We start from the raw sequence: 14,517 nt of genomic DNA, 5'->3' as shown, positions 1-14,517 counted from the left end.
CAACCTTAGCAACTTGCGTGCCAAAATGTCGCGGGGACGGCGGCCGGGCCGTGCCGGTCATTCCTCGCCGTCGAGCGCGCAGGTCATCGTGTAGACGACGCCGTCGGGCCGAAAATCGACCGTGGCCTCGCCGCCGAGCTGGTCGCGGGCGCTGCGCTCGATCAGGCGGGAGCCGAAGCCGCGCTGTACCGGCACCACGACCTCGGGCCCGCCGGCCTCGGCCCAGATCATCCGCAGCGCCCGGCCCGGCTCGTTGCCGCGGACCACCCAGTCCAGCGTCACCGTGCCGGTGTCGTTGGAGAGCGCGCCGTATTTGGCGGCATTGGTCGCGATCTCGTGCACGATCATCGACAGCACCACGGCAAGCCGCGGCGACAGCGGCACCCGCGGCCCGGACACCCTGATCCGCTCCGGCTTGTTGAGCAGATAGGGCTGCAGCACGCGGCCGACCACGTCCTGCAGGTCGGAGCCCTGCCATTTCGCCATGCTGAGCAGGTTGTGCGCCTCGGCCAGCGCGCCGAGCCGTCCCTCGAAGGTCTCGCGCTCGGCGCGGCCTGCGTTGCGGAAGGTCTGCGTCGTGATCGACTGCAGGATCGCCAGCGTGTTCTTGACGCGATGGTTGAGCTCCTCGATCAGCAGGTCGTGCAGCGCATCGGCGCGCGCGATCGTGGTCGCCATCCGCAGCGCGAAGCCGAGCCCGACCAGCAGCAGGACGCCGCCGATCACGCTGGTGATCGCCAGCGAGCGCCACAGCGGCGCAATCAGCGATCCCTCGGCGATCCCCGCGGCGACGGTCCAGCCGGTGATGCGCGATCGCGTGAAGCCGGTGATCAGCGGGACGCCTTCCAGCGACACGGTCGGCAGCGTCGCTTCGCCGCCGCGGAACATTTCGACATAAAGCGATGGCGAGGCGCGCTGGCCGATGGTCGCCTGCGGATTGGGGACGCGCGCCAGGTTGATGCCGTCGCCGTCGAAGATCGAGATGGTCCAGTCCTGGCTCAGGCGCTGCTTCTCGATCATGGCCTGGAAGACCTCGAGCGGCGGGCTGAAGGAGATGTCGTAGATCACGTCGCCGTCGCGTAGCACCGGCACCTCGACGGTGATGATTTGGCGCTGCTTCACCGCGCCGAAGTACAGGTTGGAGTAGACCGGCAGCTTGGTCGTGAACACCCGCTCGACGATCCCGAGGTTGCTGCGCGGCGGCAGGGTCGAGGTGTCCAGCGTCAGCGAGGAGAACAGCTGGCGTCCCTGGCGGTCGGCCACCAGCACCACGCCGTCCTTGCCGTACTGGTCGAGGAAGCCGAACGCGGTGCGGCGGAAACTGTCGAAATCGCTGTTGCGCAACGAGTTGGTCAGCGCCAGCACCTGCAGGGCGCCGGTCATGCGCTGCATCTCCGCATCGAGCAGCAGGCGGATGCTGCGCGCGGTCTCGAGCACGCGCTGCGTGGCGTCCTGGCGATCCTGTTGGTAGTTGTAGACGACGATGCCGACCGCGAAAATGATCAGCGGCAACATCGTTCCCGCGACCAGCAGCGCGAGACGGACTGGCAATGTCAGTTTTGGCACGAAGTCCCCGGCTCGATGCCCAATATGGTGCGAGCTTAGGGGAAGCGGAAAAATCCGCCAAGGATATCGGGCCGAAAAATCCCGCGGCGCGCCCCCGGGGCAGGGTTATAGCATTTGGCTATCGGCCACGTCCTATGGACCGGCCATGACGATGTGGAAAGGGCAGTTGCAGACGTCGGCAACTGCCATCTGCGTGAGCCCCGGGTGCTTGCGCGGTTTCGGAATAATGGAAGAATACCGGTGACTTGCCCGACGTGTCAAGTGGCCATGTCGCCTGCAGTGGCCATGTCGCCCGCCGGGCCCGCCGGCTACTTTGCATGGGGTTGTTTTCGCTGGTTTGGCTGCGCGCCCTGCCGGGTGCGCCGCCGAATGGCGCCCCCTTTAGAGGTTGCTCTCGGTGATCGCGGCGTAGACCATGGTCCGCAGCTCGCGCCGGAGCGGATAGGCGCTCGACGGCAGCACCTGGGTCATGAAGATCGTGATCAGCTCCTCGGCCGGGTCGATGAAGAACGACGTGGTCGCTGCGCCGCCCCAGTTGAATTCCCCCGGGCTGCCGGCGATCAGGGTCTGCGACGGGTGCATGGTGACGGCAAATCCGAGGCCGAAGCCGATGCCGTTATAGGCGGCCTCGCTGAACAGCGAGCGCGACATCGCCGGCAGGTCGACGCCGCCGGGCAGGTGATTGGAGGTCATCAGCTTAAGCGTCTTCGGACCGAGCAGCCGCACGCCGCCGAGCTCGCCGCCATTGAGCAGCGCCCGGCAGAAGGTGAGGTAGTCGGCCGCGGTCGAGCACAGCCCGCCGCCGCCGGAGACCAGCGAGGGTGGCGACAGGAACGAACTGGTGGTCGGATCGTCCTGCAGGGTCAGCGTGCCCTTGCGCTCGGCGGCGAGCGGGTTGAAGCCGCCCTGCGGGTCGGCGGAATAGCAGGCGGCGAAGCGGTGCGCCTTGTCGGCCGGCACGAAGAAATCGGTATCGTTCATGCCGAGCGGCTTGAAGATACGCTCCTTCAAAAACTGCTCGAACGGCATGCCGGAGATCTTGCCGACCAGATAGCCGAGCACGTCGGTGGCGACCGAGTAATTCCAGGCCTCGCCCGGTGAGAACTCCAGCGGGATCTTGGCGAGGCCCTCGATCATGCTGTCGAGCGAGCCGGCCTTTTCGACCTCGCCGATCTTGTGCTCGCGATAGGCGGCGTCGACGTTGGAGCGCTGCTGGAAGCCGTAGGTGAGGCCCGAGGTGTGGCGCAAGAGGTCGACGATCAGCATCGGCCGGCTCGGCGAGCGGGTCAGGAAGGCGGGCGCGTTGCCGGCGAGGAACACGCCGAGGTTTTTCCATTCCGGAATGTATTTTGCGACCGGCTCGTCGATCGCGACGCGGCCTTCCTCGACCAGCATCATGAAGGCGACCGACGTAATCGGCTTGGTCATCGAATAGATGCGGTAGATGGTGTCGTCCTTGACCGGCACCTTGCGCTCGAGATCGGCAAAGCCCTGCACGGTGGAATGCACGATCTTGCCGCGGCGATAGATCAAGAGCTGCGTCCCGGGAAAGCGGCCGGCATCGATGTAGCGGGCCTTCAGATGCGCTTCGAGGCGATTGAGCGCTGGCGTCGACATGCCCGCGGATTCGGGCGAGGCAGGGGTGGGGGCTAGCATCAGGCATTTCTCCGGCTGCAGGGCCGTCTTGATAGCCGAAAAGTGTCCGCCGCAGCAATCGGCCCCGGCTTACCGGCAAACCGCCGCTGGTATACGCTCCCGCCCGCAACTGCGCCCGTCGCGGCTGCAAGGAACTAGCAAGGGAAACGCCAGAGATGACCCAGTTCAACGACACCGAGCTCACCGCCGCCGTCATCAAGAGCTTTGACCAGACGCCCGATCCGCGGGCCAAGTTCCTGCTGCAGGAACTGGTGAAGTCGCTGCACGATTATGTGCGGAAAACCGATCTCACTTTCGAGGAGTGGGACTACGCGATCGGTTTCCTGACCCGCACCGGGCAGAAGTGCACCGACATCCGCCAGGAATTCATCCTGCTCTCCGACGTGCTCGGCGTCTCGATGCTGGTCGATGCGGTCAACCACAGGGATCGCGACGGCGCCACCGAGACCACCGTGCTCGGCCCGTTCTATGTCGGCGAGCACAAGGTGACGCCGCACGGCACCGACATTTCGGCGAGCCTGCCCGGCGAGCGCATGTTCGTGCAGAGCCGGGTCACCGATCTCGCCGGCAAGCCGCTGGCCGGCGTGCCAGTCGATGTCTGGCATGCCGATACCGACGGCCACTACGACTCGCAGAAGCCGAGCTACGCCACCGAAGGCCCGTCGTCACGCGCGCGCTTCATCACCGATGCCGACGGCCGCTTCACCTTCCGCACCATCCTGCCGTGCAGCTATCCGATCCCGACCGACGGTCCGGTCGGCCAGATGATCACCCAGACCAACCGCCACCCGATGCGTCCCGCGCATGTGCACTTCCTGGTCAATGCCGAGGGCTATGAGCCGCTGATCACCCATGTCTTCATCGATGGCGACAAGTACATCGACTCCGACGTCGTGTTCGGCGTGAAGAACGACCTGATCGCCAAGGTCGAGAAGCGCAGCGATGCCACGATGCCGGACGGCAAGCGATCGGACGGTGTCTGGCACCTGATGACCTACGAATTTCGCGTCAAGCCGGGCGGCGGCATGGCGCCCGCGCCGCTCGGCACCAAGGTCCCCGAGCACGCCTGATCACTCGTTGTACGTGCCTGCTCAATTCTTGTGCGTCGCACAAGAATTGAGCGCTGCGCCATATTTGGATGCGCGCGGCAGGGCGGCTGCGTCCTGCGACATCCTTCGCATCTCATTCTCTTGCATTGCTTTTTTGCGATGCAGCGATTTGGCACGCGGTTTGAATAGTTAGTCGTCGACGCCATCGACGCCGTCCCTTGTGACCAATGATCCGAATTGTGTCTGCCGCACCCGGGGCCACCCCGGAACGCGCCCTCATGCGCGACAGCGGCGACGCCTGACGGACGGCCCCAGCCTCAGCACAGATGCAGAAGGACGACACTGCCCATGACCAAGCGCAACGACCCTCGTTCAGGCCGCGGACCGAGCCGTCGCCAACTCCTCAAGGCCGCCAGCGGCACCGCGGCGCTGCTCGCCGCCGCGAAGCTGAACTTTCCCGCCGGCGCGTTCGCACAAGGCGCGGGTCCGGAAGTGAAGGGCGCCAAGCTCGGCTTCATCGCACTCACCGACGCCTCGCCGCTGTTCGTCGCCAAGGAAAAGGGCATCTTCGCCAAATACGGCATGCCTGATGTCGAGGTGCAGAAGCAGGCCTCGTGGGGCACCACGCGCGACAACCTCGTGCTCGGCTCCGAAGGCAACGGCATCGACGGCGCGCATATCCTGACCCCGATGCCGTATCTGATCTCGTCCGGCAAGGTGACGCAGAACAATCAGCCGACGCCGATGTACATCCTGGCGCGGCTCAATCTGAACGGCCAGTGCATCTCGGTCGCCAAGGAATATGCCGATCTCAAGGTCGGCATCGACACCACGCCGTTCAAGGCGGCGCTGGAGAAGAAGAAGGCCTCCGGCAAGGCGGTGAAGGCCGCGATGACCTTCCCCGGCGGCACCCATGATCTCTGGATCCGCTACTGGCTCGCGGCCGGCGGCATCGATCCCGACAAGGACATCGAAACCATCGTGGTGCCGCCGCCGCAGATGGTCGCCAACATGAAGGTCGGCACCATGGATTGCTTCTGCGTCTGCGAGCCGTGGAATCTGCAACTCATCCATCAGGACATCGGCTACACCGCGATCACCACCGGCGAGCTCTGGGACAAGCACCCGGAGAAATCGTTCGGCCTGCGCGCCGCCTGGGTCGACAAGAACCCGAAGGCCGCGAAGGCGCTGCTGATGGCCGTGATGGAAGCGCAGCAGTGGTGCGAGAAGGCGGAAAACCGCGAGGAGACCGCCGTGATCTGCGCCAAGCGGCAGTGGATCAACTGTCCGGTGGAGGACATCACCGACCGCATGAAGGGCAAGTTCGACTACGGCACCGGCCGCGTCGTCGAGAACTCGCCGCAGCAGATGCGGTTCTGGCAGGACAACGCGTCTTATCCCTATCAGAGCCACGACCTCTGGTTCCTCACCGAGGACATCCGCTGGGGCAAGTACGAGCCAGGCTTCGACACCAAGGCGCTGATCGCCAAGGTCAACCGCGAGGACCTCTGGAAGGAAGCCGCCAAGGAGCTCGGCGTGTCGGACATTCCGACCTCGACCTCGCGCGGCAAGGAGACCTTCTTCGACGGCAAGGTGTTCGATCCGGAGAATCCGGCGGCCTACCTGAAGTCGCTCTCCATCAAGCGCGTTGACGTCTGATTTGGCCATGTTGGCCGCGCGGCGCGGCCCGTCTTTTGATTATGGAGATTTATTTTCGATGTCGATGCCTGCCATGAAGACCGAAATTACCCCGGTCGCGATTCCGCAAACCCCGTCAGCGGCGCCGGTCGTAAGCATTGCGCCGAAGCGCGTCCCGCGCGCCGAGACCTACGCCAAGATGGCAAAGGAGGCGGCGGTGCGCGTGGTGCCGCCGCTGATCGTGGTCGCGCTTTTGCTGGTGGTGTGGGAGCTGATCTGCCGGCGCGCCGGCTCCAGCCTGCCGCCGCCCTCAAAGGTGTTCAAGGACACCAAGGAGCTGATCCTCGATCCGTTCTTCGACCATGGCGGCATCGACAAGGGCCTGTTCTGGCATCTGTCCGCCAGCCTGCAGCGCGTCGCCTACGGCTATTCGCTGGCGGCGATCGCCGGCATCGCGCTCGGCACGCTGGTCGGTCAGTCGGTCTGGGCGATGCGCGGGCTCGATCCGCTGTTCCAGGTGTTGCGCACCATCCCGCCGCTGGCCTGGCTGCCGCTGTCGCTCGCCGCGTTCCGTGACGGCCAGCCATCGGCGATCTTCGTCATCTTCATCACCTCGGTGTGGCCGATCATCATCAACACCGCTGTCGGCATTCGCAACATCCCGCAGGACTACCGCAACGTCGCCGCCGTGGTGCAGCTCAATCCGCTGGAGTTCTTCACCAAGATCATGATCCCGGCCGCCGCGCCCTACATCTTCACCGGCCTGCGCATCGGCATCGGCCTGTCGTGGCTTGCGATCGTCGCCGCCGAGATGCTGATCGGCGGCGTCGGCATCGGCTTCTTCATCTGGGATGCGTGGAATTCCTCGCATATCAGCGAAATCATCCTGGCGCTGTTCTATGTCGGCATCATTGGCTTCTTGCTCGACCGCCTGATCGCGGGACTGGGTAAGGTCGTGACCCGCGGCACCGCGGCGAACTGAGGGGAGGGATCATGCAGGCCTATCTGAAGCTCGATCACATCGACAAGACCTTTACCCGCGGCAGCGCCACGACGGAGGTCTTGAAGGACATCAATCTGACGATCGAGAAGGGCGAATACGTCTCGATCATCGGCCATTCCGGCTGCGGCAAGTCGACCTTGCTCAACATCGTCGCCGGCCTCACCGGCACCACCAATGGCTGCGTGCTCTTGGAGAATCGCGAGGTCAATTCGCCGGGGCCGGATCGCGCCGTGGTGTTCCAGAACCACAGCCTGCTGCCGTGGCTCACGGTGTACGAGAATGTCAGGCTCGGCGTCGACAAGGTGTTCGCCAAAACCAAGAGCCGGGCCGAGCGCGACGCCTGGGTGATGCACAATCTCAGCCTGGTGCAGATGGCGCACGCCAGGGACAAGCGGCCCAGCGAGATTTCCGGCGGCATGAAGCAGCGCGTCGGCATCGCCCGGGCGCTGGCGATGGAGCCGAAGGTGCTGCTGCTCGACGAGCCGTTCGGCGCGCTCGATGCGCTGACCCGGGCGCACTTACAGGATTCGGTGATGGCGCTGCACCAGAAGCTCGGCAACACCATCCTGATGATCACCCACGACGTCGACGAGGCCGTGCTGCTGTCGGACCGCATCGTCATGATGACCAACGGGCCGAGCGCGCGGATCGGCGAGGTGCTGGAGGTGCCGCTGGCGCGCCCGCGCAAACGCCTCGAGCTCGCGACCAATCCCGCCTACCTGAAATGCCGGCAGCGCGTGCTCGAATTCCTCTACGAGCGCCACAGCTTTGTCGAGGCGGCTTGAAGTGATCTCGGCATCGGCGTTGCCGCTCTGAACCAACGCGCCGCGGTCCGCTACCAATGCCCGTATTTTTCAAAGTCGTTTGAGAACGAGGGAGAGTTGAGATGAATCCGGCCCAGATCAAGCTGGTTCAAGATAGCTTTGGCAAGGTCGCGCCGATCTCGGAGCAGGCCGCGGTCATCTTTTACGATCGCTTGTTCGAAGTCGCGCCCGCCGTAAAGGCGATGTTTCCGGCCGACATGAAGGAGCAACGCAAGAAGTTGATGACAACGCTTGCCGTTGTCGTCAACGGGCTGAGCAATCTCGACGCGATCCTGCCGGCCGCGAGTGCACTCGCCAAGCGTCATGTCAGTTACGGCGCCAAGCCTGAGCATTATCCCGTGGTCGGCGGCGCATTGCTGTGGACGCTGGAGAAAGGCCTGGGCGAAGCCTGGACGCCCGACGTCGCCGCTGCCTGGACCGCGGCGTACGCCACGCTATCCGGCTATATGATCTCCGAGGCCTATGGCAGCGCGCAGGCGGCCGAGTAAGGACATCGTCGGCGCCTGCCGCGCGATCCACGTCATTGCGAGCGCAGCGAAGCAATCCATACCTCCGCAAGCGGGTAGGTGGATTGCTTCGCTGCGCTCGCAATGACGCGGGGAAATCACTATGGTCCGCCCGTTCCACCAAACGGGTGAACCAAGAAGATGATGTACCTGGAAACGCCGCCCAAACTGATCCCGACCGAAATCTTCACCGCAGTTCCCGCCGAGTTCCGCCGCAAGGTTTCGACCGAATGGGCCGATGCCAACCGGCCCGGTGCGGTCACCGACTGCTTCATCGAGGGGCCGTCGTTCGACGCCGCGGGCAATCTCTACATCGTCGACATTCCGTTCGGCCGCATTTTTCGGATCGCGCCGGACAAGACCTGGTCGCTGGTCACTGAGTATGACGGCTGGCCGAACGGGCTGAAGATCGACGCCAAGGGCCGCATCCTGATCGCCGATTACCGGCACGGACTGATGCAGCTCGATGCCAAGGCCGGCACGGTCACGCCGCTCTTGCGCTCGCGCAATTCGGAATCGTTCCGCGGCTGCAACGACCTGCATATCGCCTCCAACGGCGACATCTACTTCACCGATCAGGGCCAGACCGGGTTGCACGATCCGACCGGCCGGGTCTATCGGCTGCGCGCCAGCGGCCAGCTCGACTGCCTGATCGACACCGGCATCAGCCCGAACGGCCTGGTGCTCGATCCGAACGAGGCCGTGCTGTTCGTCGCGATGACGCGCGACAATGCGGTGTGGCGCGCGCCGTTCATGAAGGACGGCAGCATCTCCAAGGTCGGGCGGTTCTGCTCGCTGTTCGGGCCGAGCGGGCCCGACGGCATGACGATGGATCGGGCAGGGCGGCTGTTCGTCGCGCACGCCTCGCTCGGCCATGTCTTTGTCTTCGCGCCGAACGGCGAATGCATCGCACGCATCAAATCTTGCGCCGGTCAGAGCTGCACCAATGTCGCGATCGGCGGCGCCAATCGCGACCGGCTCTACATCACGGAATCGGTGACCGGCTCGGTGCTGGTCGCCGATATCGGTGGTCTCTAGGCAGCGATACTCGGCCGGCTGGCGAAGGGCGAGTCGTAAAGCCAGGCGAGCTTGTCGCAGAACTGCTCGAGACTGGTCTCGCGCATCAGCTGGTTGCGCAGCAGCGCGTGCACGCCGGCCGGATGATAGACATGGGTGCCGAGCTCGCGGGCCTGAAGCTGGACCCGCGCGGTGCGCATCAGGCGAACCTGTCGGTAGTTCTCCAGCGCCTGCGCGAAGTTATCGGGCATCTCGCCCAATAGCTCGGCGAGCCAGACTGCGTCCTCCAGCGCCATGCAGGCGCCCTGGGCAAAATACTGCAGCATCGGATGCGCAGCGTCGCCGAGCAGCACCACGCGTCCGTCGACCCAGCGCTCGATCGGATCGCGGTCGCAGGTCACCCACGCCTTCCAGTCCCTGCCGTGATGAATGATCGCCTGCGCGCGCGGGTGGACGTCGCGAAAACCTTCCAGCACCTCGTCGTGGGTGACGGGCTTGGCGGCAAAGGCCTCCGGCGGGTCGTTGTGGCAGGTGATGGCGAGGTTGAACACCTTCCAGCCCGAGAGCGGATAGTGCACCAGATGGCACTTCGCCCCGGCCCATAGCGTCGCGGCGTTCCAGCGCAAATTTTCAGGCATCTGCTCGGTCGGAATCACCGAGCGATAGGTGGTGTGGCCGGCGATCCGCGGCGGGCCGTCATTGACGAACTGCTGGCGGATGCGGGATCGGAGCCCGTCTGCACCGATCAGGAGACGGCCTTTAACGCGCTCGCCGGATTTCAGCCGCGCGCTGACCGTCTCGCCGTCCTGGTTGTAGCCAATCACGTCGCAATCGCTGCGCAGCGTGATGCCGGGATGCATCTCGCAGGCGCGCAGGAAGATGCCGTGCAGGTCGCCGCGATGCACCACCGCATAGGGGTTGCCGAAGCGCTGGCGGAAATAGCTGGTCAGATCGACGCTGGTGATCTCCTCGGCCGAGATCGCGTCCATCAGCCGCAACTGGTCGATGAACACCGCGATCGAGCGCGCGGCATCGCCGAGGTCGAGATGGTCGAAGGCATGGAAGGCGTTGGGGCCGAGCTGGATGCCGGCGCCGATCTCCTGGTAGCGCGGCGCGCGCTCCAGCACGGTGACCAAAAATCCCTTGCGCGCCAGCGCGACCGCCGCAGCAAGTCCGCCGATGCCGCCGCCTGCAATGATGATCGGATCCCTGCGCATGTCCTCTCCCTGGTGTGTGGTTATTTTCTCGGTACCTTGCGCCGCCGGCCGGCGCCGGTTTTGCTGTCGGGCTTCTGCTCGCGCGTCTCCTTCGACGCTGCGGGCGGAGGGACCTCGATCAGGCCGCCTTCGACCTCCTGCTCGAGCTGATCGAGATTCTTGTAGAGGGCGACCAGCACCTGCTTGAGCTCGGCGGCTTCCTTCGCCGACATCGCACCGGTTGCGACCTCTTCATAATGCTGCGCGATCGGCATCAGGCGGCCGGCGAGCTCGGCTCCTTTCGGCGTCAGCGCGACCTGCAGGCTGCGCTGGTCGTTCTCCGGCCGGTCGCGCGTCAACAGGCCGGCGCGGCTCATCTCGGCGACGATGCGCGACAGCGTCGAGACGTCGGCCGAGGTCAACTCGGCGATTTCGCCGAGCCGCAGCGGATGGCCCTGCTCCGACAGCGCGGCGAGCACGCGGTACATCGGCAGCGTCAACTTCTCGTGACGGATGACGCGGACGAACAGATCGCCCATCCGCACGCCGAGCCGCGCGAGCAGATAGGGGAGCGAATTCGAAAATCGGTACATGAGCTTAGGTCCGGGCTTGATTTCTGGCGGGAGATCGCCGCCCGGAATAGCCGCCGGTCTTCGTACCGACAACAGTTGCGTATCAATCATTTGCATTTGCAACGTTCTCATTGACAAATATCTGGACCGGATGTTTCCTCCTGTCAACACGGAAACGCGCTTTGAAGCCGGAAAGGACGACGCCATGCAGGGAAAGATCGCGCTGGAGGAGCACTTCGCCATCGAGGAGACGGTGCGCGACAGCGCGGGTTTCTCGCCGGCCGACGACTGGGTCGAGCTCAAGGCCCGGCTGCTCGACATTCAGGAGCGCCGCCTTGCCGAGATGGACGCACACGGCATCGAGATGATGCTGCTGTCGCTCAACGCGCCGGCGGTGCAGGCGATTCCCGATCGCAACCGCGCGCTGGAGCTGTCGCGCCGCGCCAATGATTTTCTCGCAGAGCAGGTCGCGCGGCGGCCGCTGCGCTTCCAGGGCCTCGCCGCGCTGCCAATGCAGGATCCCGAGGCTGCGGCGCGCGAGCTCGATCGCTGCGTCGGCGCGCTGAAATTCCGCGGCGCGCTGGTCAACGGCTTCAGCGAGTCGTCAAGCCACGACGGCGCGCTGTATTACGACCGCAAGGAGTTCTGGCCGTTCTGGTCCGAGGTCGAGCGTCTCGACGTTCCCTTTTACCTGCATCCGCGCAATCCGCTGGCGAAGGATGCGGCGATCTACGAGGGTCATCGCTGGCTGATGGGGCCGACCTGGGCGTTCGGCCAGGAAACCGCGGTGCACGCGCTGCGCCTGATGGGCTCCGGCCTGTTCGATGTCTATCCGCGGCTGCAGATCATTCTCGGCCACATGGGCGAGGGCCTGCCGTATTCGATGTGGCGGGTCGACAATCACAACAAGTGGATGTGCGCGCAGAACGTCTATCCGGCCAAGCGCAAGATCGCCGACTATTTTCGTGAGAACTTCTACATCACGACGTCGGGCGATTTCCGCACCCAGGCCCTGATCGACGCGATGCTCGAGATCGGCGCCGACCGCATCCTGTTCTCGGCCGACTGGCCGTTCGAGAACATCGACCACGCCGCCGAGTGGTTCGATACCGCGACGATCTCCGAAGCTGATCGTTTCAAGATCGGCCGCGACAACGCGCTCCGGCTGTTCAAGTTCTGACACCGAGCCATTCCAACCTGCCGCAGAGCAGGGCGCATCATCAGTCACCATGGAGGAAACCGTGAGCACTTCGCCCGCAATCGACGTGCACGAGGAATTGTCCGGCGCGGCCATCGGCCGGCTGCACAAGATCCTCGGCGTCCTGATCACGCTGATCACGCTGTTCGATGGTTACGACACCTTCAACCCGGCCTATGTCATCCACTACGTCGCAAAACCCTGGGGCCTGTCGCCGAGCCAGGCGGGGCTGCTGGTGAGCTCGGGTCTGGTCGGATTCCTGTTCGGCGCGATCGGCCACGGCGCGGTCGCCGACCGGCTCGGCCGCCGCGGCACGCTGCTGGCGGGCCTCTGGGTCGTCAACGTCTTCACGCTGCTCACCGCCACGATCGCAAACGATTTCTGGAGCTTTTGCGCGCTGCGCTTTGCCACCGGCCTCGGTCTCGGCGTGCTGCTGCCGCTCGGCACCACCTTCGTCAACGAAATGGCGCCGCGCCGCGTCAGCAATGCATTCTCGCTGTGGGGCGTGACGCTCGGTTGGTCGCTCGGCGGCGTCTGCGCCGGCCTGGTCGGGGTCTATCTGACGCCGCATTACGGCTGGCAGATCCTGTATTATCTCGGCGCACTGTCGATTCCGCTGACCTTCGTGGCGCACGCGGTGCTGCCGGAGAGCCCGCAATTTTTGGCGGCGCGGCGTCGCACCGAGGAGTTGCGCACGCTGCTGGCGCGGCTTCGCCCGGAACGGGCGGCGGCTTATCGTGACGCGAGCTTTGTCTCGGCGGACGCCGCCAGCATGCCAAATCCGATCGCGGCGCTGCTCAGCCCGCGCTATCGCCGGGTCTCGCTGACGATCTGGATCACCGCCTTCCTCAGCCTGTTTGCGATCTTCGGCCTGACCGGCTGGATCCCGACCGTGATGCAGAAGCGCGGCGAGACCTTTGCGGCATCGTTCGGCTTCGGCGCGCTGATGCAGGCGATGTCGTTCGTCGGCGGCCTGACGCTGGCGATGCTGGCCGACCGCAATCACGTGCTGACGCCGCGCTATCTCGCGACGTGGTGGCTGAGCGGCGGCATCGCCGTGCTGGCGCTGGTGTTCATCAGCGGCCACGGCGTCAACCTTGCGATCGTCGCCATCGCCGGGTTCTGCATCATCGGCGCCCAGCACGTGCTGAACAATTTTACGGCGGGCTCCTACGAAACCCTGCTGCGCGCCAGCGGCGTCGGCATGGAACTCGGCGTCGGCCGGGTCGGCGCGATCCTCGGTCCCTACGTGATCGGGCTGCTGCAGCAGGCAACCGGCGGTCCCGACGTCGTGTTCTGGGCGATCGGCGGTGCCGCGATCGTCGGCGCATTCGCGATCGGCTCGCTCGGTCTCGCCGCTACGCCGCGGCCGACCGCCATCGATACCGCGCCGGCGGAGTGATGGCACGACCATGCGCGATTTCGACGAGCACAACATCACCGACGCCGTGATCGACAGCCTGGCGCAAACCGGGGACGCGCGGCTCAAGACCATCATGACGAGCCTGGTCCGCCATCTCCATGATTTCGTCCGCGACGTCGAGATTAGCTTCGATGAATGGAATGCCGCGATCGATTTCCTGACCCGGACCGGGCAGATGTGCAACGACAGGCGGCAAGAGTTCATCCTGCTGTCGGATACGCTCGGCGTCTCGATGCTGGTCGATGCGATCGACCATCGGATGCCCGCGGGCGCGACCGAGACCACCGTGCTCGGCCCGTTCTTCGTGGCCGCGGCGCCGGAGGTCCAATCGGGCGCCGATATCTCCGGCGGCATGGAGGGCGAGCCGCTGAGCGTCAGCGGCGTCGTCTGCTCGCCCGACGGTGATCCGCTGGCGGACGCGACCGTCGACGTCTGGCACGCCGACGACGACGGCTATTACGACGTGCAGCAACCCGACCTGCAATCCCTGACGATGCGCGCGCGGTTCAGGACCGATCGCGACGGACGGTTTTCGTTCAGGTCGATCATGCCGGCGTTCTACCCGATCCCGCATGACGGCCCGGTCGGCGAGATGCTGCAGGCGCTCGGCCGCCATCCGTATCGTCCGGCGCATGTCCACTTCATGATCGCCGCCAAGGGTTACGAGACGCTGATCACCCACATCTTCGATGCCGAAAGTCCGTATCTCGACTCGGATGCGGTGTTCGGCGTCAAGAACTCGCTGATCGCCGAGTTTTCCCGCGATGACCGGTCAGGACGCCCGCAGCGCAGCCTCAGCTACCGATTTGGCCTGAAACCGCTTCCGCAGCCTGCGCAACGCAGCGCGGCCGATTGACGACGTCACCACC

Annotated in this window: 13 protein-coding genes; 9 read left to right on the top strand and 4 right to left on the bottom strand. The window is 65.0% G+C overall.

Going from position 1 to position 14,517, the window contains the following annotated elements; translation table 11 throughout:
- Positions 1-57: 57 nt before the first annotated feature.
- Both CI41S_RS40725 and CI41S_RS40720 read right to left on the bottom strand, forming a co-directional pair.
- A complete protein-coding gene (locus CI41S_RS40725) occupies positions 58-1,566 on the bottom strand; it encodes a sensor histidine kinase (protein WP_172628389.1) in 1,509 nt (502 codons plus the stop codon).
- 381 nt (positions 1,567-1,947) lie between these two features.
- Positions 1,948-3,222: a serine hydrolase domain-containing protein gene (locus CI41S_RS40720; protein WP_139864584.1), complete on the bottom strand. Its 1,275-nt coding sequence runs from the start codon at positions 3,220-3,222 to the stop codon at positions 1,948-1,950.
- A gap of 155 nt (positions 3,223-3,377) precedes the next feature.
- Here CI41S_RS40720 and CI41S_RS40715 point away from each other — a divergent pair, with 155 nt between their 5' ends.
- The 6 genes from CI41S_RS40715 (at position 3,378) to CI41S_RS40690 (ending at position 9,280) form a co-directional block, all read left to right on the top strand.
- Complete coding sequence (locus tag CI41S_RS40715) at positions 3,378-4,292, top strand: intradiol ring-cleavage dioxygenase (RefSeq protein ID WP_139864583.1); 915 nt, start codon at positions 3,378-3,380, stop codon at positions 4,290-4,292.
- A 327-nt stretch (positions 4,293-4,619) separates the two neighbouring features.
- The gene (locus tag CI41S_RS40710; protein WP_139864582.1) at positions 4,620-5,930 is read left to right on the top strand and encodes a CmpA/NrtA family ABC transporter substrate-binding protein; all 1,311 of its coding nucleotides are present in this window, start codon (positions 4,620-4,622) and stop codon (positions 5,928-5,930) included.
- 58 nt (positions 5,931-5,988) lie between these two features.
- Positions 5,989-6,891, top strand: a complete 903-nt coding sequence (gene ntrB, locus CI41S_RS40705; RefSeq protein ID WP_139864581.1) for a nitrate ABC transporter permease — start codon at positions 5,989-5,991, stop codon at positions 6,889-6,891.
- Positions 6,892-6,902: 11 nt separating this feature from the next.
- Positions 6,903-7,697, top strand: coding sequence for an ABC transporter ATP-binding protein (locus tag CI41S_RS40700; RefSeq protein WP_139864580.1), 795 nt, complete (start codon positions 6,903-6,905; stop codon positions 7,695-7,697).
- A gap of 101 nt (positions 7,698-7,798) precedes the next feature.
- A complete protein-coding gene (locus CI41S_RS40695; RefSeq protein ID WP_139864579.1) occupies positions 7,799-8,224 on the top strand; it encodes a globin family protein in 426 nt (141 codons plus the stop codon).
- Positions 8,225-8,383: 159 nt separating this feature from the next.
- On the top strand, positions 8,384-9,280 hold the full coding sequence (locus CI41S_RS40690) for an SMP-30/gluconolactonase/LRE family protein (RefSeq protein ID WP_172628388.1): 897 nt from the start codon (positions 8,384-8,386) through the stop codon (positions 9,278-9,280).
- On the opposite strand, the gene CI41S_RS40685 is transcribed toward CI41S_RS40690, so the two are convergent.
- Both CI41S_RS40685 and CI41S_RS43965 read right to left on the bottom strand, forming a co-directional pair.
- Positions 9,277-10,476, bottom strand: coding sequence for a 3-hydroxybenzoate 6-monooxygenase (locus tag CI41S_RS40685; protein WP_139864578.1), 1,200 nt, complete (start codon positions 10,474-10,476; stop codon positions 9,277-9,279). The two genes, CI41S_RS40690 and CI41S_RS40685, sit on opposite strands and share 4 nt — an antisense overlap.
- Positions 10,477-10,496: 20 nt before the next feature.
- Positions 10,497-11,048, bottom strand: a complete 552-nt coding sequence (locus CI41S_RS43965) for a MarR family winged helix-turn-helix transcriptional regulator (RefSeq protein ID WP_172628387.1) — start codon at positions 11,046-11,048, stop codon at positions 10,497-10,499.
- A gap of 184 nt (positions 11,049-11,232) precedes the next feature.
- Here CI41S_RS43965 and CI41S_RS40675 point away from each other — a divergent pair, with 184 nt between their 5' ends.
- The 3 genes from CI41S_RS40675 (at position 11,233) to CI41S_RS40665 (ending at position 14,504) form a co-directional block, all read left to right on the top strand.
- Positions 11,233-12,207, top strand: a complete 975-nt coding sequence (locus CI41S_RS40675; RefSeq protein WP_139864576.1) for an amidohydrolase family protein — start codon at positions 11,233-11,235, stop codon at positions 12,205-12,207.
- Positions 12,208-12,268: 61 nt separating this feature from the next.
- A complete protein-coding gene (locus tag CI41S_RS40670; RefSeq protein ID WP_210242737.1) occupies positions 12,269-13,627 on the top strand; it encodes an MFS transporter in 1,359 nt (452 codons plus the stop codon).
- Positions 13,628-13,637: 10 nt separating this feature from the next.
- Positions 13,638-14,504 carry an intradiol ring-cleavage dioxygenase gene (locus CI41S_RS40665; RefSeq protein ID WP_139864574.1) on the top strand — a complete coding sequence of 289 codons (867 nt, stop codon included), beginning with the start codon at positions 13,638-13,640 and terminating at the stop codon, positions 14,502-14,504.
- Positions 14,505-14,517: the final 13 nt, after the last annotated feature.

This window comes from Bradyrhizobium ivorense, assembly GCF_900696085.1.
GTDB classification, from domain to species: domain Bacteria; phylum Pseudomonadota; class Alphaproteobacteria; order Rhizobiales; family Xanthobacteraceae; genus Bradyrhizobium; species Bradyrhizobium ivorense.
The sequence above is the reverse complement of the archived record's forward strand: the minus strand, read 5'-3'. Positions and strand labels throughout refer to the sequence as shown.